Raw genomic sequence first — 24,372 nt, 5'->3', positions numbered from 1 at the left:
CGAACCGCCTCAGCGCGCCGGCGCGGCTCGCCCGTACAGCAGCAGCATCGCGACGATCACGCCGCCGTAGATCAGGTGCCGGCCCCATTCCTCGATCTGCATCACCGACAGGATCGACTGCAGCAGCGTGATGAGGATGACACCGGCGACCGTGCCGAGGTAGTGGCCGCGCCCGCCGAGGATCGAGGTGCCGCCCAGCACCACCGCGGCGATGGCCGGCAGCAGGTAGGGGTCGCCCATCGCCTGCGCCGCCTTGCTCGCGTAGCCGGCCAGCAGCACGCCGCCGAAGGCCGACAGCCCGCCGGCCACCGCGAAGGCCGCCATCACGACCCCCCGCGTGCGCGCGCCCGACAGGTAGGCGGCGCGCTCGCGGTTGCCGATCGCGTAGATGCAGCGGCCGAAGGTGGTGCGCGTCAGCGTGAACACCGCCGCCGCGCCGACCGCCGCCCACACCAGCAGCGCGTTCGGAATGCCGAGCAGGCTGTGCCCGGTCGCGATGAAGCGCATCGCCGGCGACGACGCGTCCTGCGGCGAGAAGCCGCCGGTGTGCACCACCATCAGCCCCTGCGCGACGGCATTGACCGCCAGCGTGACGATCATCGACGGGATGCGCAGGAACGCGACGCCGAAGCCGTTCAGCAGCCCGAGCGCGACGCCGCAGGCGATGCCGAACGGGATCGCGAACGCGCTGCCCCACGGCCCCCAGCCGGTGGCGGCGGTGGCCATCATCCCGCCGACCGCCACCACCCACGGCACCGACAGGTCGATCTGCCCGAGCAGGATCACCAGCATCGCGCCGGTCGCGATCACGCCGAGGAACGAGGCCACCTTCAGCTGCTGCAGCAGGTATTCGGGCGACAGGAAGCTGCTGCTGTAGAGGCTGCCGAGCAGCAGCAGCGCGACGATGCAGCCGAAGGCCGACGCGATCGGGCCGCGGAAGACTCTAGCCATACAGATCGAGCCGGTTGCGCAGCTTCAGCAGCCGCAGCGCCCCCAGGCAGATCGCGGCGAACAGCACCACGCCCTGGAACAGGGGCTGCCACAGCGGCTCGAGGTTGAACACGAACAGCAGGTCGCCGATGGTGCGGAACATCAGCGCGCCGAACACCGCGCCGACCGCGCTGCCCGATCCGCCGAACAGCGACACGCCGCCCAGCACCACCGCGGCGATCGAGTACAGCGTGTAGGTGCTGCCGTTGGCCGACGAGGCCTCGCCCGACCAGGTGATGCAGGTGACGAACAGCCCGGCCACCGACGCCAGCAGGCCCGACAGCAGGTAGGCGACGAACTTGGCCCGCTGCACCGGCACGCCCGACATGTAGGCCGCCAGCTCCGACGAGCCGACCGCCGCGGCCGCGCGCCCGATCACCGAACGGCGGTACGGCAGCCACACCAGAAGCACCAGCGCGAGCAGCAGCGCGAGCGCCGCCGGAATGCCGCCCGGCAGCTGGCCGGTCAGCGCCTCGGCCAGGTCGCCGTTGACGTCGCCGCCCGGCACGCGGCGCAGCGCGAGTGCGAGGCCGAAGAAAGCCGAGCCGGTCGCGATCGTCGTGACGATCGGCTGCAGCCGCCCGTAGATCACGATCAGCCCGTTCAGCGCGCCGCAGGCGCAGCCGGTGAGCAGCACGCCGGCGATGCCGAGCGCGGTCTGCAGCGGCGTGCCGACGACCAGGTGCGACGCGAGGCAGTTGGCCAGCACCAGCACCATGCCGACCGACAGGTCGATGCCCGAGGTCAGCACGACCAGCGTCTGCGCCATCGCGACGATCGCCAGCAGCACGCCCTTGTTGGCCGCGGTGGTCGCGACATTCGCGGTCAGGCCGGCCGGGTGGTTGGCGGCATACACCGCGAACATCACGACGAAGCCGGTGAACGCGAGCAGCGTGCCTTGATGCTCGCGCAGCCGATGGGGCCAGTCGCTGGGTGTCGTCATGCTCAGGCGGCTGCGGGAACGTCGAGCGCGGCGCCGACCAGCGCGTGCTCGGTGATCTGGGCACCGACCAGCTCGCGGCGGATGCGGCCCTCGACCATCACCAGCACGCGGTCGCAGCAGCCGATCAGCTCGTCATGGTCGGTCGAGTAGAAGAGGAGGGCCGCGCCCTCGTCGGCGAGCCGGCGCAGCAGCTGGTAGATCTCCTGCTTGGTGCCGACGTCGATGCCGCGCGTCGGGTCGTTCAGCAGGATGATGCGCGGTGCCATCATCAGCCATTTGCCGATCACGAGCTTCTGCTGGTTGCCGCCCGAGAGCGCGCCGGCCGCCACGTCGAGGCCGTCGCAGCGCACCGCGAGCAGGGCCATCATCCGTTCCACCGCCGTTCGTTCTGCGCCACGGTCGATCACGCCGCCGTGCGACAGCGCAGCGAGCGCCGCGAACGACAGGTTCTCGCGCACCGACATCGGCAGCATCAGGCCTTCGGTCTTGCGGTCCTCGGGGATCAGCGCCATGCCGATGCGGGGCTGCTTCGCGGCGTGCGGGCCGGTGAGAGGGGTCGGCCGGCCGTCGACCAGCAACTCGCCACGGCAGCCGCGCAGCACGCCGAACAGCGCCAGCAGCAACTCGCGCTGGCCCTGGCCGTCCAGCCCGCCGAGGCCGACGATCTCGCCGGCACGCAGTTGCAGCGAGATGTCGGCGAGGCGGTGCGTCCAGTGCAGGCCACGCAGGGCTAGGCGCGGCGGGGCGGAATCGGCCGCGGTTTCGGGGGCACGCACCGGCTTGTCCGGGAACACGCCGCTGTAGGGGCGACCGATCATCAGCTCGACGATCTCGGTGTCGGTCTTCGTGCCGGCCGCGAAATGCGCGACGCTGCGGCCGTCGCAGAACACCGTGCACTCGTCGGCGAGCTCGGCGATCTCGTGCATGCGGTGCGAGATGTACAGCAGCGCGAGGCCGTCGGCGCGCAGCCGCTTCAGCACGGCATAGACCTGCTCGACGTCGGCCGTGGTCAGCGCCGACGTGGCTTCGTCGAGGATCAGCAGCCGCGGCCGGCGCGCCAGCGCCTTCGCGATCTCGACCATCTGCCGGCGCGACAGCGAGAGGTCCTTCACCAGCGCGAGCGGGTGGATGTCGGCGGCGCCGGCGCGCGCGAGCGCCTCTTCGGCCAGCCGGCGCTGCGCGCGGCGGTCGATGAGACCCCAGCGGCCGAAGTGACGCGGAGGCGCCTGCAGGAAGAGGTTGTCCGCCACCGACAGGTCGGGGACCAGCGACAGCTCCTGGAACACGCAGACGATGCCGGCGGCGTTGGCCGCGGCGGGCGAGGCGAACGCGACCGGCTCGCCGTCGAGCAGCATGCGGCCTTCGTCGGGCGCGACGACGCCGGCGATCAGCTTGATCAGCGTCGACTTGCCGGCGCCGTTCTCGCCGAGGATCGCGTGGATGCGGCCCGGCTCGACGCGCAGGTCGGCGGCCTGCAGCGCGTGCACGCCGCCGTAGCGCTTGCTGATCGCCTGGATCTCGAGCAGCGGCATGCCGCGGACGTTATTTGTTCGTTTCCGACTGGCCCATGATCTCCTGGGCGGTGAAGTTGATGCCGCAACTCGGGAACGCATTGCCGACGAAGAAGTTGTCGGATTGCGCTGCGTAGAAGTTGGCGCCGTCCTTGAAGCCGGGTTCCTCGACCGTCGACAGCGGCAACTTGATCGACTGCGGCAGCACCTTGCCCTCGAGCGCCGCGATCGCCACCTTGATCGCGACCGCCACCTGGGCCGGCCCGGTGCCGCCCGAGGCGCACTTCAGGCCCTGCCCGGCGTACTTTGCGCAGAACTTGCGGAAGCCGTTCTCGGTCTCGCCGGCGAACGGCACCATCGGGTGCTTGGCGTCGAGCATCGCCTGCACGACGCCGGTGTCGCCGCCCTGCGCGGTGATCGCATCGAACTTCTTGTGCACCGCGATCGCGTCGGCCGTGACCTTCTGCGAGGTCGGGTCGTCCCACTTGCCGATCACCTCGATGGTTTCCCACTTCTTGCCGGAGGCCTTCAGCGCCTGCTGGATGCCGTCGTGCCGGTCGCGGTCGACCGAGGTGCCCGACACGCCGCGCACCTCCAGCACCTTGCCGCCGTTCGGTGCGTTCTTGATCAGCCACTGTCCCCAGTAGGTGCCGAGGCCCTTCTGGTCGACGTTGACGTTGATCGCCTCCTCGGTGTCGAGGATGTTGTCGAACGCGACCAGCACGACGCCGGCGTCGTTCGCGCGCTTGATCACCGGCTTGAAGGCCGCAGGGTTCTGCGCGTTGACGACGATCGCGTCGAAGCCGGAGTCGATGAAGTTGTTGATCGCGGCGATCTGCGCGGCGACGTCTTCGCCGGTGGAAACGACCTTGTACTCCTTCAGCTTCGCGGCCACCTCGGGCTGCGCGGCGTAGGCCTTGGCCGTCTTGATCATCTGGATGCGCCAGGTGTTGGCGATGTAGCCGTTCGCGAGCGCGACGCGGTACGGGCCCTTCTTGGCCGGGTACTGGAACAGCTTGGTCGTGGTGCTCCAGGGGGCGAAGCACTGCGGGTCGGAGTTCGCGGTGGTGACCACCTTGGGTGGGGCCGCGAACGCGGTGCCGCAGAAGCCGAGCAGCAATGCGAGCTGCACCGAACGAGTGAGGATGAACGCCATGGCCGGGTCTCCTTCATGCAGGTCCCGAGACGAGACCGGGAAGGCAATGTAGCCACTTCGCCGGGGTGCGAAAACTCGGGTGAAACCCGCTCGGGCGGGACAAGGCCTGTCCCGCGGCGGCCGGCCCGGCGATGCGTCAGTGCACCGCGCCGGTGTCGTTCTCGACCGTGAAGGCGCTGGTGGTGCTGCCGCCGCTGATGGTGATGATCAGCGCGCTGCCCGAGGAGGTGACGGCCTGGCCGGAGTTCCCCGAGTTGAAGGTGACGCTGCGCGTGCCGGATTCGGCGATGCAGCTGGGAATGGCCGACGGGCAGGCCAGCGTGGCGAGGCTGCCGCCGCTGACGTAGGCGAAGCTGGCGCCGGTGGGGGTGATCGTCGCGATCACCGGCCGGCGCTGCCGTGCCGCCAGGCGCCGGGCCGTCTGCATCTGGTTCTGCAGCTGGTCGCCGTAAGCCCGCAGGCGCCACATCGTGGTGTCGACCATGCGGGGGACGGCGACGACGGCCAGCGTGCCGGTGAGGACGATCACCATGATCAGCTCGATCAAGGTGAAGCCACGAAACGGTCTGTGTGCCGCTGAGCGACTCCGTTGAGTTCCGTGGATCTCGCACATTGCGATAAAAATTATCTTCAGTCGATGGCGATGACCGTATAGCTCGTCGTGGCGTTGGTCGCAGTTTGCGTCAGCGTGCACGAGCCGGAGTAGGGAGTGGTGACAGCGGAGGCAGCAACGCTGTAGCCGGACGGCAGGCCGCCCTGCAGTACGGTGGTGATGTTGCAGTTGTCCACGGTGACGCCGGTGGCGGTGCCCTTTGCCGAACGAGCGGCATAGTTGACCGCGAATGCAGAACTCAGCGCGCCAGCGACGCCTTGCAGAGCGGCCGCCTGCGCATCGCTCTTCAGGTCGACAAACTTCGGCAGCGCCGCCACGGCCAGCGCGCCCAGGATGACGATGACCATCACGAGTTCGATGAGGGTGAAACCAGATTGCTTCTTCATGGGTACTTCCTTTGAAAGGCGGTTACTGCCAGCTGCGCCGCCAGGTGGAGTCACCTCGAACGACCGGTCGCTGCGGACAGGCACGATTGCCTGGGTTCGCTTGGCTGGCAGTTGAATGTTGACGAGCGACTTGGGAGAGAGCATGCAGATTCGCGAGAGGATCTCGCGTGGATTGCAAACCATTGCAAACCGCGCGATGCACCAACTCAACGCGCCGCCGCCTTCTTCACCGAGCCATCGAGCGTGATCACGCGCCGCTGGCCTTCCAGGTCGTCGAGCGAGGCGCGGCTCTGCTCGGTCAGGCGCTGCCAGTCTTCGGGTCCGCGGATGATGGTCGGCTTGATCAGCACCACCAGCTCGCGCTTGCGGCCGATGTTGACGCGGTTGTTGAACAGCGTGCCGGTGATCGCGTTGCTGCTCGCACCGGGCAGGCCCGAGCTCTGGCGCGACGACTCCATCTGCATCAGTCCACCGATCGCGACGATCGCGCCGTCGGGGATGCGCACCACGGTGTCGGTCTCGTTGACGCTGCTGGACGCGATCGGCAGCTTGTAGGTGCCGATGGTGCCGAGGTCGATCTGCTTGGTCTTCTCGGTCACCGAGGTCACCGACGGGTGCACGTGCAGCGTGACCATGCCGGCCTCGTCGATCTGCGGCGTCACGTCGAGCGCGATGCCCGAGAAGAACGGTGTCAGCGTCACCGTCGGCAGCGTGGTCGAGCCGGTGTTGGTGCTGGTGCCGGTGGTGATGGTGCCGCCCGACACGTTGGTGACGAAGTAGTCGTCGGTGCCGACCTTCAGCACCGCCTTCTGGTTGTTCAGCGTCGCGACGCGCGGGCTCGACAGGATCTGCACGTCGCCATGCGTCTCGAGGAAGCCGAGGATCGACTGGAAGCCCGCCCCGGCGAGCGCCAGGCCGGTGGCGCCGGTGCCCGAGATCGGCACGCCCACCACGTCGGCCAGCGGGGAGGACGTGCCGCTCGGCAAGGTCGTCAGGCCGTTGCCGTTGGCGACCAGCGCATTGCCGGTGTAGCCGCTGCTCTGGCCGATCGAGAAGCGGCTGCGCAGCACCGACCAGTCGATGCCGTTCTGGAAGCCGTCGCGCAGCTCGACCTCGATGATCTTGGCCTCCAGCATCACCTGGCGTTCGATGGACACGCGGGTCGAGCGCAGGAAGGCGTCGATCTGCCGCAGCTCGTCGGGCATCGCACGCACCGCGATCGTGCCGGACTGCGGGCTGGTGATCACGTTGCGGCCGGCAGCGGTGCCGATCATCGAACGCAGCGCCTCGGTGGTCTCGGCCCAGAAATCGCTCTTCGAGCTGGTCGACACCTGGCTGCCTTCGGAATCGCTGCTGCGCGAGCGCGGGCTGTTCGACGTGCCGTTGTTGCTGCCGCTGTTGTTGTTGCTGCCGCTGCTGTCACTGCTCGCAGGCGGCGCGCCCGAGCTGATGCGCATGTCGCTGCGCCCGCTGCGCTGCGTGTGCAGGTAGTTCACCATGAAGATGCGCGTCTGCAGCGTCGGCGGGAACACCGTGACGCGGCGGCCGTCGATCTTGTAGTCGTAGCCGTAGACCTCGCGCAGCGATTCGAGCGCCTCGCGCATCGTCACGCCCTTCAGCGTCACCGAGATCGTGCCGCTCACGTCAGGGTGCATCAGCATGCTGTAGCGCGAATCGGTGACCAGCGACAGGAACACGTCGCGCACCTGCGCGCCGTTGACGATCAGGTCGAAGCGCGATTCGGACGGCGGCAGCGGCGCGGCCGGCTTCGGCACCGGCGGTGGGGTGTCGGGCGTCGCCACCGGCACCGGCGCCGGCCGTTGCGCGAGCGCGGCGGCGAGTTCGGCCTGCAAGTGGGCGTTGGGGCTGGCGGTGCGCAGCGGCTGGTCGGCGCAACCGGCCAGCCACAACGCGGCGCACAGGCTGGACATCCAGCGGAGGCCCGGGCGGCCGGGCCGCCTGACTGCTTGGATCGGGTTCATCGCGGGACATCCTTTGTCGTCTGACGGGTGGAATGAGCAGGTTCGGAAAGGGCGCGGCGCGTCACGCCGGGGTACAGCGGCACGCGCTGCGAGCCCCGGGCATCGCGCAGCCACACCGCATCGCTGTCGATGCGCTCGATGCGGCGCTCGCCGAGCAGGTCGCCGACCGCGAGCCGGCGGCCCTGGTCGACCAGGTAGCGAGTGCTGCCGATGACGACGATGTGGCGTGGCGCTTCGTCGCCGCGCTCGTGCGCGGCACTGGCGGCGGGCGCCGGCTGCGCGGCCGCGGGCGGTTGCATCGGATCGCGCGGCGGCTCGTCGGCCGCACCGGCCAGGCCGGCGAGCGCCAGCTGGCAGATCAGGAGCAGGTGCTTCATGGTGCGGCCTCCACCAGGTACAGGCGCAACGCGAGCGACGACGGGGCCGTCGCGCTGCCGCTGAGCTTCAACGCGTCCCAGCGCAGGCCGGGCAGGGCTTGTTCCAGGGCCGCGAGGTAGTCCACCAGGTCGGCGTAGCTGCCGCTCACGCCGAGGTCGACGCCCTGCCAGCGCAGGCCGGCCGGGCTGCCGGACATTCCGCTGGACGAAGCGGCGGATGCCGGGGCGGAGGTGGGTACTTCAGCAACGGTGGCGATCTTCAGCAGCGTCAGCCGCTCATGCCGTGCCAGTGTGCGTTCGAGCAGCTGCGCCAGCGTGGGCCGGTCGCCGCTGGCCGTGCCCAGGCGCGCGATGTCGGCATCGACCGCCTGCTGCCGCGCCTGCCACTGCGCGATCTCGCGGCGCAACCGGGCCACCGGCGAATCGCCGCCGGCGCGGTTGGCCGTGTCCAGCTGCACGCGCAGCGCGGAGAGTTCGGTGCGTTCGCGCTTCAGGCCTTCGGCCAGCCGCTTCTGTTCGGCGATGGCGGGCGACAGCAGCAGGCTGTCGGCCGCGGCCACCACCAGCGTCGCGGCCGAGAGGAACAGCATGCAGCGCTCGCGCAGCCCGAGGGCGTTGATGCGGCGCGCGCAGCGCTTCCAGGTGTCTGCGATCTTCATGGCCGCGCCCCGATGGGCAAACCGGACTGCACCAGCATGAAGCGCCAGTGGTCGCCGGCCTGTTCGACCTTCAGCGTGGTGAGCGCCTGCCCGGCCAGCAGCGGTTCATCGGACAACGCGGCGATCCACGGCTTCAGTGCCGCCGGGTCGAGCGTGCGGCCGGACAGCGAGAGCTTCTCGTCCTGCAGCGCGATGTCTTCGAGCCAGGCCGAGGCGGGCACCGTGCGGGCGATCAGGCGCAGCCGCGCCGAGTGGCTGCGGCCGTCGACGATGCGGCCGCGCATCAGCTCGGCCAGCATCCGCTCGCGCTCGCCCACCTGCCGCTTCAGTGCCTGCAGGCTCTGCTCGAGGCTGGTGGCCTGCACCGCGGCGGCGGGGTTGGCGGCGATCGCCTTCTGCAGCGACTGCCGCTCGGCGGCGTGCTGCTTCGAGGCGGCCTGCAGCTCGCTGTCGAGCGTGGCTCGCTGGAGCGACGCCCATGCGCAGGCGGCGAGCGTGCCGGCCACCACCACCGCCAGCGATTGCGCGATGGTGCGGGCGGAGAAGTGCCGATGCGTGGCCAGCAGGACCGGGCGGTAGAGGTTGATCTGTTGGGGCATCGTCGACCTCGGCTCAGAGCGGGGCGCCGTCGCGCAGCAGCGCACCCAGCAGCGGCAGGCAGTGGCGGGCCAGCGCGGCATTGCCGCGGCAGGCCTGCTGCAGGCCGTCGAACGCCGGGCGCGGATCGAAGGGCGTGACCGGCAGGCTGAGCTGCCGTGCGAGCAGCCCGACCAGCGCGGCCGTGTGCTCGCCGACGTCGACGGTGATCGCGGCCAGCGGCAGGTCGGGCCACGAGCGCTCCCACAAATCCAGTGAGCGCTGCAGGTCGAGCACGATGCGCGGCACGTCGGCGGCGGCCGCGTCGAACGCCGACTCGGCCCCGTAGTCGATGAAGTCCGGCAGGTCGCTGTCGCCGCCCGCGCCGCCGTCGAGCGGGATCGGTTGCGTCAGCCGCTGGAACGAGCCCGGCAGGGCCGTCGCCATCGCGCCGTTCCAGTCGAAGCGGCGCGCGACGAACAGCTCGCCTTCGGCGCAGATGGTCAGCAGGCATTGGTCGCCGTGCTTCATCAGCAGCGCCTGGGCGCGATCGGTGCGGCCGGCGGCGCGCGCGATCGCGTGCTGCAGGTTGCGCTGGGCCGTCTCGCGGATGTCGATCGCGCCGAGCTGCAGCCCGGCCGATTCGCAGACGATCGCGATGCGCTCGATGACGCGGTTCGGCGTCGCGGCGACGAAGGCCTGCTTCTGCGCCCGGGGCCGGCCGTCGCCGACCAGCATCACGTCGAGCGTCAGGTCGTCGACATGGCAGTCGACCAGGTCCTTGATGCGCCAGCGCGCGGCCGCTTTGAGCTCCTCTGGCGGCACCGCGGGGGCGTCGATCTGCAGCAGCGGGCACTGGTCGAGCTGCAGCAGCACGACGATCGAGCGCATCGGCAGCCCGAGCGAGCGCAGCTGCCGCCCCAGGTCCTGCGGCCGATCGGCGTCGAACGGCAGCGTGCCGCAATGCAGCACCCGCCGCGGCGCGGCGGCGTTGCCGCTGTCTGCCGCGTGGGCATACACCAGCTGCGAGCCCTCGAAGGCGAGCGCCATCGAGTCGGTGGGGACGGGCTTGCGCCAGCTCCGGAGCATGTCAGTGGTTCTCGCGTTGGTAGAGCACCCGGTCGGTGCCGTGGAAGACGCCGAAGGCGGCGCGCGCGGCCGGGTCCTTGTCGTAGGTGGCGCCGCACCAGCCACCGCGCAGGTAGGCGAGGCTGGCGCCCTGCGTGGCGGCCTTGCCGGCGGCGGGTGTCCACGGTTGCAGGCACGAGGTGTCGGTGGCGCTGCTGCTGTCCAGGCTCAGCGCGATGTCGACCGTGCCGCTGTGGCCGGCCGACGGCGCGGCGAGCTTCAGGAAAACGATGCCGTTCTGGACCTGGAGGCTGCTGTTGCTCAGCGTCGTGTCGGCCGCGGTCAGCGTCTTGCGGTGGTTGCCGAAGTTCACGCTGGCCAGCGGCACCGTGGTGCACTGGTCGTCGGTGTTCGTCGCGAAGCTGCCGCTGCTCCAGGTTTGCGCGGTCAGCGGCACGTTCAGCACGCGGCCCTGCGAGCCGACGGCATTCGACAGCTTCAGGCGGCCGTACTGCAGCGGCACGGTGGTCAGCAGCGTACGGTCGTTGCCGCTGACGCTGCTGTCGGCATCCAGGTCGTAGCTGCCCATCGCGATGCCGTCGCTGTCGACCGGCGCGATGCCGAAGCGCGCGCTGAACGGCCCGTCGGGCGCGCTGCCGCGCAACGCCGCGGCCGACAGCGTCACGGCCGCCGCGAGACCGTTGCTCCAGCTGCCGACGGCGGTGCCGAGCGACAGGCGCGGTGAACTGCCGGTGCTCAGGAAGCTGGTGCTGCCATCGGCACCGCCGAGGTTCCACGCAGTGGCCGAACTCGGGTCCAGCTTGGCAAAGCTGCCGGTGTAGTTGAGGGTGTTGGCGCCGTCGGCGTTGACGGCGGCCAGCGTGAACTGCAGCTGGAAGTTCTCGCCGAGGTAGGTGAAGGGTTTGGGGACGCTGCAGCTGACGTTGATCCGATTCGTCAGCGAGATGGCACTGACCGCGAAGGACGCCGGCGTGAAGCGCCCGACCCGCGTCGACTGCTGGCCGGCGGCGTTGAACACGGTGGCGTCCAGCGACAAGCCGCTGCCGAGGAAGTTGCTCACGACGCCGCTTGTGGCGAACGCGAAGCTGCCGACTTCGGAGTATTTCAGCGCGGCCGCTGTCGCGCTGCCACCGCTGAAGCCGGTGACGCTGCCATTGCCCAGCGTGCCGAGCGTGCCGCCCGACGGCGTCTGGCTGCCGGCCAGCGGCGACAGCGTGACGGTGCTCGAGAACGACGGCGCAAGCCCGCCGGCGGTGGTGTTCGCGAGCGTCGCGCCGCTGTCCGGCACGCCGTTGCTGTCGGCATCGGTGCCGTTGCTTGTCATCGCCGAGGCCCAGCGGTAGGCGCCGACGGTCGCCTGGAAGCTGCTGCCCGCCTTCGCGAATGCGGTGTCGGTGGCCGCCGAGCCGCCGGGGTTGTCGGTGCTGCCCTGCTTGACGCCGACGACCAGCGCGAACGGTCGCACCGTCAGCGCGTTGCTGCTGCCGATGACGGTGGTGCTGGCGTAGCTCAGCGAGTCGTCCCGCAGGTTCAGGCTGTAGCGGCCGATGTCGGTGGTGCCGAGATCGAAGCTGGCCACACCGGCGTTGAAGGCGAGCGTCAGATTGCTGGCTGCAGGTTGTGACGAGGGAATGCTGAGCGCCGGCGTGACCACGGCGGGCGCGGTCCAGCTCCCGCCGTCGTCCGAGCGCCACAGCTTCAGCGAGCGGCTGCCGCTGAAATCGGTGGCGACGCCACAGCTGCCGGTGCTCGGGTCCTTCTTGATCAGCGACACGGTGTAGTCGTGCGGGCGGCCCGCGACCGCGATGTCGCTGCCGCTGATCTTGCCGGCGGCGTCTTCGGCGAACGAGAACGCGTTGTCGCGGAAGGACAGCGTGCCCGAGGTGACGCTCGAGCCGCTGATCGTCGTGTCGCTGGCCGTCACGGCGAGGTCCTGAGCGAGCGTGTGGCCGAGCTTCAGCTTGACGACGCCGAGGTCGCCGGGCGCGAAGCTGTAGGTGGCGGCGCCGTCGTTGGCCGTGCCGTTGTCCAGCGTGCCCGAAGGCACCGGGCTCGCGCCCGCGCTCCAGTCGCCACGGCCGCTGGAGGTGCTCAAGGTCGCCGTGCCGACGTAGTTGTTGACGGTATTGCCGCTGCTGTCGACCGGGGTGAGCGTGAGTTCGGTGGCGGCGCAGGTGGAGCAGTTCGAGCTGGCTGCCGACAGGGTGAAGCGGGCCGCCGTGTGCATCACGCAGTGGAAAAGCCGGTTGGCCGGCACGGCGACCTCGGTGGAACTGCCCGGGATGGTCCACGAGAGTTTTTGCAGGTAGACGCTGGAGTCGTTGTAGTGCTCGACCGTGATCGGTTCGTAGGTCGACGCCGACTTGGTGACGGTGGTGCTCACGGTGCCGCCGGATGTCCAGCTGTCCAGCAGCAGCGTGTCGCTGAGGTACAGGTGGCCGCCGTCGTCGAAGCTGACCTTGAGCATGTAGCTGCCTGCGGTGGAAAAAAGGATGAGGCCCCTCCAGCGCACCGAGAAGTAGGTGGCGGGAATGCCGCTGATCGGCACGGCGGTGGTCGAGGAGGTATTGATCTGGGAGGCCGTGGTCGTCTTGGTGGTGCCGGTGAAGTACGAGCCGGGGGTGCTGCCCTGCTGGTCGTAGTAGGTGGCGTTCAGTCCGCTGGCGATCCCGGTCGAGTAGCCGACGCCGGCCGACGCACTGCCGGTGATCGCGTTCATCGGCGTGGCCACATCGCCGACGTTGCTGACGGTGAGCACGGACGCCCCGGTGATCGCAGGCGACACCGTGAGCCACACGGTCTTGCGGTCGGGCTGCAGCGCGGCGGCGGTGACGCTGTAGCCGCCGCTCAGGCTGTAGTTGCCGGCGGTCTGGGCGGAGCTGCTGTCGAGCTGCTCGGAGAAGACCACCTCCACCGAGGTGGTGGCGCCGCAGCGGACGTCGGCCGATGTGATCGCCGGGGCACTGCTGTCCGTCACGTTGGTCGTGAGGCCCATGCTGCCGTCGCTCTTCGGGATGACCACTGCGGTCGACGTGAGCGGCGACGGGCCGCGCCATTTCAGCATCGCGGTCGCGGTACCCGTGTACTTGAGGAACTCGTAGCGAAATGCGTAGCGTTGCCCCGCGACCAGGTTGGAGCAACTGCCGCTGCTGACGGAGGGGCTCGAATGGACGCCCCAGTCGTCGACCAGCAATTCGCCGGACTGGAAGTCGCCGCTCTGGTCGCAATCGACATACAGGCGCGCGCCGTCATCGTTCCTCGACTCGAAGGTGTAGGTGCCGTTGCTGGGCACCAGCACGAACCCGGTGTAGCGCACCAGGTGGTTGGTTGCGTTGATGTTGGGCGCCGGCGAGCCCGAGAGGGCGCTCACGTTGATGTTGTCCTCGATGCGGTCCACCACCGCCTGCGTGGTCGGAAACGTCGTGTCGGCGTGGTACATGTTGAAGTACTCGGCTCGCACGCCGCGCACTTCGCCGGCCGCCGACGGCAGGCTGGCGCATCCCAGCGCCAGCAGGACCACGAGGTGCAGCGGCGTCTTCATTCGGTCAGCGTCCACGTGAGTTGCCGCTCGACATACGTCGCATCCACGCTGCCGGTGGCCGGGCAGGCGCCACTGCTCGGCGCGTTGCAGGCATTGGCCACCACGGTCCATGCGGTCAGCGTGGTGCCGCCGTCGGTGCCCTGCGCGCGCGTGCAGGTCAGCGTGACGGTGAAGCCGGCCAGGTTGCCGCCGGGCACGATGCTGTTGGTGGCCATGCAGGCGCCGGTCGCACCGCCCACCTTGCTCTGCCAGTAGGCCCACCATTCGAGCCCGGCACGCGCCGCCTGGTAGGCGCGCGCGGCCTGCAGGTCGCTCGCGGCGGCCAGGTGCTGGCGCTGGCTGATGGCGGCCAGCGCCGCGCCGAGCGCGGCCAGCACGACCAGGATGAACACCACGGACACCATCGAGAACCCGGTGTGCGGGGCGCGGCGGCGACGGCTGCGAGGACCGAGGTCAAGGCACATTGGTGACATGGGCCTCGTGGTGGAGCGTGATGCTTTCGGTGCCCGAGGGCGTGCTGGTGGCCAGCGTCAACTGCAGGCTGACGAGGCCGCTGCTCATCGCGATGGCCGCCGCGTCGTAGGCGAACCGGCAGGCGGTGATGCCGCTGGCCAGCAGGCTGGCACTGCCTCCGGAAGGCGGGTCCGGCTGGCTCGCCTGGAAGCCGTAGCCGGTGTGGCGGGTCAGCGTGCCGGCCGTGAGGTCGCAGCGGTAGCTGACCGGCGCGTCGACCGCGAACACCCGGTAGGGCGCAGCGAAGTCCATCACCGGCAGGCCGGCCAGCGAGGCCAGCGTGATCGCCGTGGCCGAGCCGGCAGCGTTGGTGGCGGTGCGCCGGTTCGAAGCGGCCTGCTCGGTGGCGCTGCCGTTCGCTGCGTAGGCGTCCGAGCCGGTGACCCCGCTGCCGAGGTTGAAGAACACCAGCTGCTGGCTGCTCGCCATCACCAGCGGCGGGCCGACGAGGTCGAACGAGGTGTCGACCGTGCCGAACTCCAGCCGGTCGGTGCCTTCGCTGCGGTAGCGGGCCGCGCCGGTGGTCGGGATCAGCTCGATCGTGCGGCCCGATGAGGTGACGCGCACGCTGTTCGGCAGCGCGGTGCGCAGGTCGGCCTCGATGCGGCGCAGTGCCAGGTCGGCGCCGTCGACCAGCGCGGCGCGTGCGACGGTCGCGAGGTAGAGCTGGACCGGCTGCACGATGAAGCGCGCGACGATCGCCGCGAGCACGCCGGTGATCGCGATGACGATCACCGCCTCGACCAGCGTGAAGCCTTCAGATCGCAGGCGACGGCGCATGGAAGCTCCGGTAGCCGTCGAGGGCCAGGCTGTTGCCGTCCGGGCTGGTGACGGTGACGGTGATCTTCAGCACCACGTTGTCGGCGGCGGTCACCGGATAGAAGCTGTTGCCCAGCGCCGCGGCCGCGACCGTCACCGAGGCCGAATAGCCCGACAGCGCGGCGATCGGTGTGTTCGTGATGTCGACGATGCCGGTCATCGCGTAGCCGTGGTAGTCGTTGACGTTGTCGAACTGCGGCGATGCGAAGCGGGTCTCGCCGCTTTCCGGGCCCATGGCCTCGACCTGGCCCGCGCATTCCGCGGTGCTGGCGACAGCGACGGCGGCATTCGCATCGTCCGGGTCGCAGTACGTGTACGGCATCAGCTCGATCTCCTCGAGCAGCGATTCGGCGATCGCCAGCGCCTGGCGCCGCTGCAGCGGGTCGGCGCTGTGCGCGCCGGCCTGGATGAACACCCGCAGCACGCCGGCCAGCGCGGCACTCAGCACCACCATGAACACGACCAGCTCGATCAGCGACAGGCCGGTCTCGCGGGTGGGGTGGGAGGGCTGGGGGCGCATGCCGGACTTATCGGGGGGGTGGGGGTGCGGCTGGAGGGGTACAGATCAACCGCCCCGGCCCATCGCCGCCTGCCCGAGGCTCCACAGCGGCAGGAAGACGCCGAGCGCCAGCACCAGCACCAGCCCGGCGATCACCAGCAGCAGCAGCGGCTCGATCGCGGCGGCCAGGCCCTGGATGCCGTAGGCCGTCTCGCGCTCGTACATGCCGGCGATCTCGACCAGCAGCGTGTCGAGCTCGCCGGTTTCCTCGCCGACCGCGATCATCTGCAGCACCACCGGCGTGAAGATGCCGCTGGCCGCCGCGCAGCGCGACAGGCTGCCGCCGCGCTCGACGCCGTCGCGCATCTGCTCGATGCGGCTCGCGATCCAGGCGTTGTCGACGGTCTGCGCGACCACCGTCATCGCCTGGCTGAGCGGAATGCCGCTGCGCGATGCCAGCGCGAAGCTGCGCGCGAAGCGGGCCAGCGTGGCCTTCAGCACGATCGGCCCGGCGATCGGCAGGCGCAGCTTCACGCGGTCCCAGCGGTAGCGGCCGTCCGGCGTGGCGAGCCAGCTGCGCAGCGCCACGAAGCCGCCCGAGCCCGCGATCAGCAGCGCCGGCCACCAGGTGAGCGTGAAGGCCGAGAAGCCGAGCAGCAATCGCGTCATCAGCGGCAGCTGCGCCTTGAAGCCGGCGAACACCGTCGCGAAGGTCGGCAGCACGAAGAGGTTGATGACCACCAGCGCGATGCCCATCGCCACCACCACCATCGCCGGGTAGCGCAGCGCCTGGCGGATGCGGGCGCGGATGTCCATCTCGAACTCGATGTGCTCGGCCAGGCGCTGGAACACCTCCGGCAGGCGGCCGGTCATTTCGCCGACCCGCGTCATCGCGATGAAGAAGCCCGAGAACACCTGCGGATGGCGCGCCAGCGCGACCGACAGCTCGCGGCCCTGGTCGAGCGAGGCGCGCACGTCGGCCAGCATCAGCGCCAGCCCCGGCTTGATGGCCGAGGCCTGCAGGCCGGCCAGCGCGCGCAGCAGCGGCACGCCGGCGCGCAGCAGCGAGTACAGCTGGCGCGCCAGCACCAGCGTGTCTTCGGGCGTGATCGGGTGGCTGCGCAGCGCCTGCCACCACGCAGGCCGCGCGAGTGCCGCGACGTCGCCGTTCGGCGCAATGGTCACCGGCGTCACGCCACCGGCCAGCAACTGGTCGGCGACCGCCGCCTCGCTGCCTGCGTTCAGCGTGCCGGTGATCAGCTCGCCGCGGGCGTTGCGTCCCTTCCAGTTGAAGCGATCCATGGTGTTGACAGGCCCTAGTCGAATTCGCTGGTCAGCCGCATTGCTTCGGCGATCGAGGTCTGGCCGGCAAGCACCAGGTCGGCGGCCCGGTGCGCGAGCGTGCGGCCGTGCAGGCGTGCGCGCGCCGCGGCCAGGAAGGTGGCGGGGTCGCCGTGGGTGGCGGTCTGCGCCAGCGCGGCGTCCATCTCGAGCATCTCGTAGACGCCGATCCGGCCGGCGTAACCGGTGCCGTTGCAGGCCATGCAACCGCGCCCGCGCTGGGTCGGCAGCGCGCTGTCGCCGGTCATCAGGCCGAGCCAGGCGGCCTCTTGCGGCGACGCGTCGTGCGGGCGCGTGCAGTGGATGCAGTTGCGGCGCACCAGGCGCTGCGCGACCACCGCCTGCAGCGCGGTCGCGACCATGAAGGCCGGCACGCCCATGTCGAGCAGCCGGTACGGCGTGCTCGCGGCGTCGCGGGTGTGCAGCGTCGACAGCACCAGGTGGCCGGTGATCGCCGCGCGCAGGCCGATCTCGGCGGTCTCGGTGTCGCGCATCTCGCCGACCAGGATCACGTCGGGATCCTGGCGCAGCGTGGCGCGCAGCACGCGGGCGAACGTGAGTTCGATCTTGTCGTTGACCTGCACCTGCGTCAGCCCGGGCAACCGGTACTCCACCGGGTCTTCGACGGTGATGATCTTCTGGCGGCTCGCGTCGAGTTCGGCGAGCGCGGCGTACAGCGTGGTCGTCTTGCCCGAGCCGGTCGGGCCGGTGACGAGCACGGTGCCGGTGCTGCGGCCGAGCAGCTCGCGAAAGCGCGCCAGCATGTCGGCCGGCATGCCGATGTCGTCGAGGCGGCGCACCTCGCTGCTCTGGCCGAGCAGCCGCATCACGACCGATTCGCCGTACTGGCTGGGCAGCGTCGACAGCCGCACGTCGATCGTGCGGCCGCGCAGCCGCAGCGTGAAGCGGCCGTCCTGCGGCAGGCGCTTCTCGGAGATGTCGAGGTTGGCCATCAGCTTCAGGCGCTGCGTCAGCGCCCCGGCGATGCGCTTGTCGGCCTGCGTCTGCGTCTGCAGCACGCCGTCGATGCGGCTGCGGATCAGCAGCTCGTTCTCCTGCGGCTCGAGGTGCACGTCGGACGCGCCGATCATCATCGCGTCCTCGAACACCGACTGCAGCAGCCGCACGACTGGCGCGCCTTCCTGGCCGACGGACTCCTGCAGCGCGCCGAAATCGACCGCATCGCCGAGGTCTTTCTCGAGCGCCTTCGCGAGGCCTGAGATCTCGTCGGTGCGGCGGTAGTGGCGGTCGAACGCCGGCGTCAGCTGGCTCTCGGGCACCACGGCCACCTGGATGCTGCGCTTGAGCAGCCGCGCGACGTCGTCATGCGCCACCAGGTCGAGCGGATCGGAGAACGCCACCAGCAGGTGGTCGCCGCGGTCTTCGAGCACGATCGCGCGGTGGCGCCGTGCCGCGGCCTCGCCGAGCTGGCGCACCAGCTCGCCCTTCAGCGGGTAGCTGTTCAGGTTGACCACCGGCGCGCGCAACTGGCGGGCCAGTGCATGGGCCAGCGCTTCTTCGGTCAGCGCACCGCGCTCGATCAGCACGCGGCCGAGCTTGCGGCCGCTGGTGTTCTGCAGTTCGAGGGCCAGCGTGAGCTGCTCTTCGGAGATCAGGCGCTGTGCCAGCAGCACGTCGCCCAGGCGAAGCTTGTCGCGGCGTGGGGCGGCGGCGGCGGTGCCCGATCCGGCCGAGGCAGCGATCAGCTTCATGGCCGCGCGCTCCCGCGGCGGCCGGTGGGCGACCGGGTCAGCTGTTGCTGGTCGCCCGCACCTCGGCCAGGCTGGTCACGCCCTGCAGCACCTTCTCGATGCCATCCTGGCGCAGCGTGCGCATGCCCTCGAGCAGCGCGCACTGCAGCAGCTGCTCGGCGCGCGCGCTGGTCTGGATCAGCCGGCGCAACTCGCGCGACACGATCATCAGCTCGTGCAGGCCCGCACGACCACGCTGCCCCGTGCCGCCGCATTTGTCGCAGCCGGGACTGTGGTGGTGCATCAAGTGGCCGTTCTGGCCGAAGCGCTCTGTCCATTCTGTTCGGATCACGTCTGGTTGGAACCGAGGATGATCTTGCGGACAGATATGCAAGTAATCGTGCAGAAGCTCGTCGATTTGTTCGGTAGATGCCAACCCTGACACACGGCAGTGGGGGCACAAACGTCTCACCAACCGTTGTGCCAGTACACCCAGCAGGGAGTCTGCGAAGTTGAACGGATCGAGGCCCATGTCGATGAGCCGCGTGACGGTTTCCGGCGCGCTGTTGGTGTGCAGCGTGGACAGCACCAGGTGGCCCGTCAGCGAGGCTTCGACGCCCATCTGGGCGGTTTCGCCGTCGCGCATTTCACCGACCATGATCACGTCCGGGTCGGCCCGCAGGAAGGCCCGCAGCGCCTTCGCGAAGGTCCAGTCGATCTTCGGGTTGACCTGCACCTGGCGCAGGCCGGGCTGGGTGATTTCGACCGGGTCCTCGGCGGTCCAGATCTTGCGCTCGGGCACGTTGATGTGGCTGAGCGCCGAGTGCAGCGTGGTCGTCTTGCCCGAGCCGGTCGGGCCGACGCACAGCACCAGCCCGTAGGGGCGCTCCATCGCCTCCTTCAGATGCTTCAGGTTCCACGGGCTCAGGCCCAGGTTGTCGAGCGGGATCGGCTTGGCCGACGCGAGGATCCGCATCACCACGTCCTCGAGCCCGCTGTTGGTCGGGATGGTGGCCACGCGCAGCTCGATCTTGTGCTGGGGCGAGAACTTGGCGAAGTTGATCTTGCCGTCCTGCGGCTTGCGGCGCTCGGAGATGTCGAGATCGCACATGATCTTGATGCGGGCGATCAACGCATTGCGGTAGTTCGGCGGCAGCTCCAGGTGGGTGCGCAGCGTGCCGTCCTTGCGGAAGCGGACCTTGATCTTGTCGCGCCCCGGGTAGCTCTCGACGTGGATGTCGGAGACGCCTTCCTTGTGCGCCTCGATGATCATGTTGTTGATCAGGCGCACCAGCGAGTTGTCGGATTGCTCGATCTGCCGCTCGTCCTCGAAGCCGGGCAGGCCGGAGTGCTCCTTCTCGAGCGTCTCCATCAGCTTGCCGGTGTCGGCGGCGACGAACTCGATCGGCTTGTCGGGCGAGTCGCCGTTGGCCGCCTGGTGGTTGGCGGCGCCGATCTTCTCGTAGGCGGCGAAGATGGTGTCGGCCACCGAATGGCCGAGCGCGAGCACCGGCACGATCTTCATCTGCGCGATGAACTCGACCTCGTCGACCGCGCTGCGCCGGCGTGCCGGGTCGTCGATCGCGATCACCAGCCGGCCTTCGCGGATCAGCAGCGGCAGCACCTGCAGCCGCGCGGCGGCCGCATACGGCAGCTTGCGCAGCGCCTCGGCCTCGACCGGGAAGGCATTGACGTTGACGACCGGGTAGCCCATCTTGCGGGCGAGCGCCGTCTGCAGGTCCTCGCGCGAGACGGTGCCCATGCGCACCAGCAGTTCGCCCAGCGGCACGCTGCGGTCGTTCTTCTGCTGCGAGAGCGCGTCCTGCAGCTGTTCTTCGCTGACCAGGCCGAGCGAGGTCAGCGCCTCGCCGATGCGCACCATCGGCATCTTGGCCTGCTGCTCGATCGCGCTGAGCAGCTGGTTGGGCGTGACGATCTGGCGCGAGACGAGGATGTCGCCGAGCTTCTGGTTGCGCAACTGCTGCTGCATGTCGGCGGCCTGGGCCACCTGCTGCGGCGTCGCCATCTTCTCGGCCACCAGCAGGTCGCCGATGCGCTCGCCGATCTCGAAGCTCTCGTAGGCGTCGCGCGGCACGAACAGGCGCTGCACGCTGCCTTCGGCATCGATCGGCGGGAACAGGAACAGGCCGTGCGGTGTCTCCACATGGCCGATGGTGTCGCCTTCGAGCAGCGCGGCGGATTTGAGCGTCACCTTGTAGCGGCTGGACGGGCGGTGCTCCAGCATGCCGGCGTGCGGGTCGCCGCTCGCGTCGCTGGCGGGCTTCAGCGGCTCGACGACGCGCAGGCTGCGGAATTGCGTGAAGCGCAGTGCCATCGTCGTGCGCGCCGGGGGCACCTGCACATGGGCGACGGTCTGTTCCGGCACGAAGAAGATCAGCCGTCCGTTCATCTCGCGGTCGTTCAGGCCGACGATGCGGCAGGCCTGCGGCTGGTTCTGCTCCAGCGCATCGGGGTAGGCGGCGAACGGTGGCGTCGGCCAGCGAAAGCCTTCGTGGCGCGCCTTCTCGGCCGGCGCGGGGGCGGGGGCCGGGGCGGGTGGTTCCGAGAGGGCCGGCAGGTCCAGCACCCAGTTCGGCGGAGTCGTCAGATCGGACACGGGTCCATCCTTTGAAGGACGGGCGCGTGCGGGCAAACCCGGCGCGCCAGGGCGCGGAACAGTTTTCCGCCCTGGCATCGTAGAAGTACCACCCCCTGTACAAAGCGACGAATTGACGGCCTTTGGGCCGCCATATCCGCGTGGGGAGCAGGTACTAGCTTTTCATCTGGTCCGGCAGGAACGTGATGATCTGCGGGAACAGGTACAGCAGCACCACCATCATCACCAACAGCAGGAAGAACGGGAAGGCGGTCTTCGCGATGTAGCCGATCTCGCGGCGCGTCATGCCCTGCAGCACGAACAGGTTGAAGCCCACCGGCGGCGTCACCTGGGCCATCTCGACGACGATCACGATGAAGATGCCGAACCACAGTGGGTCGATGCCGGCCTTCAGCACCGTCGGCATGATCACGCCCATCGTCAGCACCACCATCGAGATGCCGTCGAGGAAGCAGCCGAGGACCACGTAGAACGCGGTCAGCATCAGGATCAGCCCGAACGGGCTGAGCCCGAGCGTCGCGATCCATTCCGCGAGGTGCCGCGGCAGGCCGATGTAGCCCATCGCAAGCGTCAGGAAAGCGGCACCCGACAGGATCAGCGCGATCATGCAGTACAGGCGCGTGCCGCCCATCAGCGACTGCTTGAAGGTGCTCCAGGTCAGCGAGCCCTGCAGCGCCGACAGGACCAGCGAGCCCAGCACGCCCAGCCCCGCGGCCTCGGTCGCGGTGGCGATGCCGGCGTAGATCGAGCCCAGCACCGCGGCGATCAGCAGCACCACCGGGATCAGGCTGCGCGAGGCCTCGAGCTTTTCGCGCAGGCTCATCGGCGCGTCGGCCGGCGGGATCTGCCCGGGGTGGCGCAGCGACCACAGCGCGATGTAGCCGGAGAAGATCAGCGCCAGCAGCGCACCCGGCAGCACGCCGGCGATGAACAGCTGCGAGATCGAGACGTCGGCCGTCACGCCGTAGACGATCATGATGATCGACGGCGGGATCAGCAGCCCCAGCGTGCCGGCACCGGCCAGCGATCCGATCGCCATCGCGTCGGGGTAGCCGCGGCGCTTCAGCTCGGGCAGGCTCATCTTGCCGATGGTGGCGCAGGTGGCGGCGCTCGAGCCCGACACCGCCGCGAAGATCGCGCAGCCGACCACGTTGGTGTGCAGCAGCCGGCCGGGCAGCCGTTGCATCCACGGCGCGAGGCCTTTGAACATGTCCTGGCTGAGCCGGGTGCGGAACAGGATCTCGCCCATCCAGATGAACAGCGGCAGCGCGGTCAGCGTCCAGCTCGAGGCCGAGCCCCAGATCGTCACCGCCATCGCGTCGCCCGCCGGCCGCGAGCTGAACAGCTGCATGCCGATCCACGCGACGCCCGACAGCGTCAGCCCGATCCACACGCCGCTGCCGAGGATCAGGAACAGCGACGCGATCAGCAGCGTCGTCACCACCAGGTCATTCATTGCGGCTCGCCTCTTCGGACACCGGCACCACGCGCCGGCCGAGGATTTCCAGCACCAGCTCGTCGACGAACGCGACCGCGAGCACCACGCTGCCGGCGGCCATGCTCAGCTGCGGGATCCACAGCGGCATCGCGTCGTTGCCGGTCGAGATGTCGTGGAACACGTACGACTGCCAGACCAGCTTGCAGGCGTAGAACGCCGCCATCAGTGCCAGCGCGCTCGCGGCGCCCAGCGCCCACAGCTCCAGGCGCCGGCGCGCTGCGCCCTTCAGCGCATTGAGCAGCAGCGTCACGCGGATGTGCTCGCCCTGCTTCAGCGTGTGGGCGAGCGCGAGGAAGCCGGTGGCGGCCATCAGGTAGCCGGCGTAGCTGTCGACGCCCGGCACGTTGAAGTGCAGCTGCCGGCTGACGATCGACAGCAGCACGGCCAGCAGCAAGCCGACCATGAAGACCGCGGCGAGCGCGGCGCTGGCGTCGTACAGCGCGTCCAGCCCGCGGCGCAGCGCCGCGCTCACGGCTTGCGGTAGGCGTCGACGATGGCCTGGCCTTCGGGGCCGGCCTTCTGCAGCCACTCCTGCAGCATCGTGTCGCCGACCTTCTTCAGGTCGGACTTGAGTTGCGCGGACGGCGGCAGGATGGTCATGCCGTTCTTCTTCAGCAGCTCGAGGTACTCGGTGTTCTTGCTCTTCGACAGCGCCCAGCCGCGCGCCTCGGCGTCGGCACCGGCCTTCAGCAGCGCGGCCTGGGTGGGCTTGTCGAGCGCGTCGAACGCGGCCTTGTTGACCAGCACCGCGTTCTTCGGCAGCCAGGCCTGGGTGTCGTAGAAGTACTTGATGTGCTCGTAGGTCTTGGTGTCGTAGCCGGTCGAGCCGGACGACATGTACGACTCGATCACGCCGGTGGCCATGGCCTGCGACAGCTCGGCCGCCTGCACCGTGACCGGCTGCGCGTTGACGAGCTCGGCGATGCGCGAGGTGGCCGGGCTGTAGGCGCGCCACTTGACGCCCTTCAGGTCGGCGGCCGAGTTGATCGGCTTCTTGACGTAGATGCCCTGCGGCGGCCAGGCCACCGCGTAGAGCAGCATCATTCCCTGCTCGGCGAGCTTCTTGTCGAGCACCGGCTTCTGCGCCTTGTAGAGCTTGGCCGATTCGTCGTAGCTGTCGGCGAGGAAGGGCAGGCCGTCGGCGCCGAAGATCTGCCACTCGTTCTGGTAGTTGACCAGCAGGATCTCGCCGATCTGCGCCTGGCCGCCCTGCACCGCGCGCTTGATCTCGGGCGCCTTGAACAGCGAGGCGTTGGCATGCACGGTGATCTTCAGCTTGCCGGCCGTGGCCTTGTCGACGTCGGCGGCGAACTGGGTCAGGTTCTCGGTGTGGAAGTTGCTGGCCGGGTAGGCGGCCGGCAGGTCCCATTTGGTCTGGGCCGCGGCCGGGAGGGACAGGGCAGCGGAGAACACGCAAGCCAGCAGCGGAAGACGCACGCTCATCGGGAGACTCCAGAGGTTGATGCCCGCTAGGTTAAGCAGCTTGCTGCTGCGCGACCATACGGGCTTCTACGCTTAGCAAGCTCTGTTCCACGGACGGACTGTGTAGAAAGTGAGGAGCCGAAAGGCCT

General features: G+C 69.5%; 21 protein-coding genes. All 21 read right to left on the bottom strand.

Translation table 11 applies throughout. The annotated features are described in order from the left end of the window. Positions 1–9 precede the first annotated feature (9 nt). The 21 genes from BUE42_RS17215 to BUE42_RS17115 all read right to left on the bottom strand — a co-directional run bounded on the left by BUE42_RS17215 (position 10) and on the right by BUE42_RS17115 (position 24,244). On the bottom strand, positions 10–951 hold the full coding sequence (locus tag BUE42_RS17215; protein WP_073466405.1) for an ABC transporter permease: 942 nt from the start codon (positions 949–951) through the stop codon (positions 10–12). Beyond that, positions 944–1,933, bottom strand: a complete 990-nt coding sequence (locus BUE42_RS17210; protein WP_073466404.1) for an ABC transporter permease — start codon at positions 1,931–1,933, stop codon at positions 944–946. Before BUE42_RS17210 ends, BUE42_RS17215 begins: the two co-directional genes overlap by 8 nt. 2 nt (positions 1,934–1,935) lie before the next feature. Continuing rightward, entirely contained in the window at positions 1,936–3,465 is a 1,530-nt protein-coding gene (locus tag BUE42_RS17205; protein WP_073466403.1) for a sugar ABC transporter ATP-binding protein, read from the bottom strand. A gap of 10 nt (positions 3,466–3,475) precedes the next feature. Continuing rightward, complete coding sequence (locus BUE42_RS17200; RefSeq protein WP_073466402.1) at positions 3,476–4,600, bottom strand: sugar ABC transporter substrate-binding protein; 1,125 nt, start codon at positions 4,598–4,600, stop codon at positions 3,476–3,478. Between the two features lie 136 nt (positions 4,601–4,736). Continuing rightward, on the bottom strand, positions 4,737–5,213 hold the full coding sequence (locus tag BUE42_RS17195) for a type II secretion system protein (RefSeq protein WP_083614218.1): 477 nt from the start codon (positions 5,211–5,213) through the stop codon (positions 4,737–4,739). Between the two features lie 17 nt (positions 5,214–5,230). Then, positions 5,231–5,599: a type II secretion system protein gene (locus BUE42_RS34185; RefSeq protein ID WP_073466400.1), complete on the bottom strand. Its 369-nt coding sequence runs from the start codon at positions 5,597–5,599 to the stop codon at positions 5,231–5,233. Positions 5,600–5,805: 206 nt separating this feature from the next. Then, on the bottom strand, positions 5,806–7,581 hold the full coding sequence (locus BUE42_RS17185; RefSeq protein ID WP_083614217.1) for a pilus (MSHA type) biogenesis protein MshL: 1,776 nt from the start codon (positions 7,579–7,581) through the stop codon (positions 5,806–5,808). Further along, positions 7,578–7,958, bottom strand: coding sequence for a hypothetical protein (locus BUE42_RS17180; protein ID WP_073466399.1), 381 nt, complete (start codon positions 7,956–7,958; stop codon positions 7,578–7,580). Before BUE42_RS17180 ends, BUE42_RS17185 begins: the two co-directional genes overlap by 4 nt. Further along, positions 7,955–8,617 (bottom strand): hypothetical protein, encoded by a 663-nt coding sequence (locus tag BUE42_RS17175; protein ID WP_073466398.1) that lies wholly within the window; start codon positions 8,615–8,617, stop codon positions 7,955–7,957. Before BUE42_RS17175 ends, BUE42_RS17180 begins: the two co-directional genes overlap by 4 nt. After that, the gene (locus BUE42_RS17170; RefSeq protein WP_159445439.1) at positions 8,614–9,216 is read right to left on the bottom strand and encodes a PilN domain-containing protein; all 603 of its coding nucleotides are present in this window, start codon (positions 9,214–9,216) and stop codon (positions 8,614–8,616) included. Before BUE42_RS17170 ends, BUE42_RS17175 begins: the two co-directional genes overlap by 4 nt. 13 nt (positions 9,217–9,229) lie before the next feature. Further along, positions 9,230–10,282 carry a type IV pilus biogenesis protein PilM gene (locus BUE42_RS17165; RefSeq protein ID WP_073466396.1) on the bottom strand — a complete coding sequence of 351 codons (1,053 nt, stop codon included), beginning with the start codon at positions 10,280–10,282 and terminating at the stop codon, positions 9,230–9,232. A 1-nt stretch (position 10,283) separates the two neighbouring features. Further along, positions 10,284–13,823 (bottom strand): DUF6701 domain-containing protein, encoded by a 3,540-nt coding sequence (locus BUE42_RS17160; RefSeq protein ID WP_073466394.1) that lies wholly within the window; start codon positions 13,821–13,823, stop codon positions 10,284–10,286. Further along, complete coding sequence (locus BUE42_RS33040; protein ID WP_159445438.1) at positions 13,820–14,227, bottom strand: agglutinin biogenesis protein MshP; 408 nt, start codon at positions 14,225–14,227, stop codon at positions 13,820–13,822. Before BUE42_RS33040 ends, BUE42_RS17160 begins: the two co-directional genes overlap by 4 nt. 49 nt (positions 14,228–14,276) lie before the next feature. Then, entirely contained in the window at positions 14,277–15,116 is an 840-nt protein-coding gene (locus tag BUE42_RS17150; protein WP_073466390.1) for a PulJ/GspJ family protein, read from the bottom strand. Further along, positions 15,094–15,675 carry a type IV pilus modification PilV family protein gene (locus BUE42_RS17145; protein ID WP_073466388.1) on the bottom strand — a complete coding sequence of 194 codons (582 nt, stop codon included), beginning with the start codon at positions 15,673–15,675 and terminating at the stop codon, positions 15,094–15,096. The genes BUE42_RS17150 and BUE42_RS17145 overlap by 23 nt, the downstream gene beginning before the upstream one ends. 45 nt (positions 15,676–15,720) lie before the next feature. After that, positions 15,721–16,956: a type II secretion system F family protein gene (locus BUE42_RS17140; RefSeq protein WP_073466386.1), complete on the bottom strand. Its 1,236-nt coding sequence runs from the start codon at positions 16,954–16,956 to the stop codon at positions 15,721–15,723. A 14-nt stretch (positions 16,957–16,970) separates the two neighbouring features. Beyond that, positions 16,971–18,707 carry a GspE/PulE family protein gene (locus tag BUE42_RS17135; RefSeq protein ID WP_073466384.1) on the bottom strand — a complete coding sequence of 579 codons (1,737 nt, stop codon included), beginning with the start codon at positions 18,705–18,707 and terminating at the stop codon, positions 16,971–16,973. A gap of 37 nt (positions 18,708–18,744) precedes the next feature. Continuing rightward, a complete protein-coding gene (locus BUE42_RS17130) occupies positions 18,745–21,303 on the bottom strand; it encodes a GspE/PulE family protein (RefSeq protein WP_369822974.1) in 2,559 nt (852 codons plus the stop codon). 154 nt (positions 21,304–21,457) lie between these two features. Beyond that, entirely contained in the window at positions 21,458–22,759 is a 1,302-nt protein-coding gene (locus BUE42_RS17125; RefSeq protein WP_073466381.1) for a TRAP transporter large permease, read from the bottom strand. Continuing rightward, positions 22,752–23,261 carry a TRAP transporter small permease gene (locus BUE42_RS17120; protein ID WP_073466435.1) on the bottom strand — a complete coding sequence of 170 codons (510 nt, stop codon included), beginning with the start codon at positions 23,259–23,261 and terminating at the stop codon, positions 22,752–22,754. The genes BUE42_RS17125 and BUE42_RS17120 overlap by 8 nt, the downstream gene beginning before the upstream one ends. An 8-nt stretch (positions 23,262–23,269) precedes the next feature. After that, complete coding sequence (locus tag BUE42_RS17115; RefSeq protein WP_073466379.1) at positions 23,270–24,244, bottom strand: TRAP transporter substrate-binding protein; 975 nt, start codon at positions 24,242–24,244, stop codon at positions 23,270–23,272. Positions 24,245–24,372 lie beyond the last annotated feature (128 nt).

Source organism: Rhizobacter sp. OV335 (assembly GCF_900142965.1).
GTDB lineage: Bacteria > Pseudomonadota > Gammaproteobacteria > Burkholderiales > Burkholderiaceae_C > Rhizobacter.
Note: the sequence above shows the minus strand (reverse complement) of the source record. Positions and strands in the feature narration are given on the sequence as shown.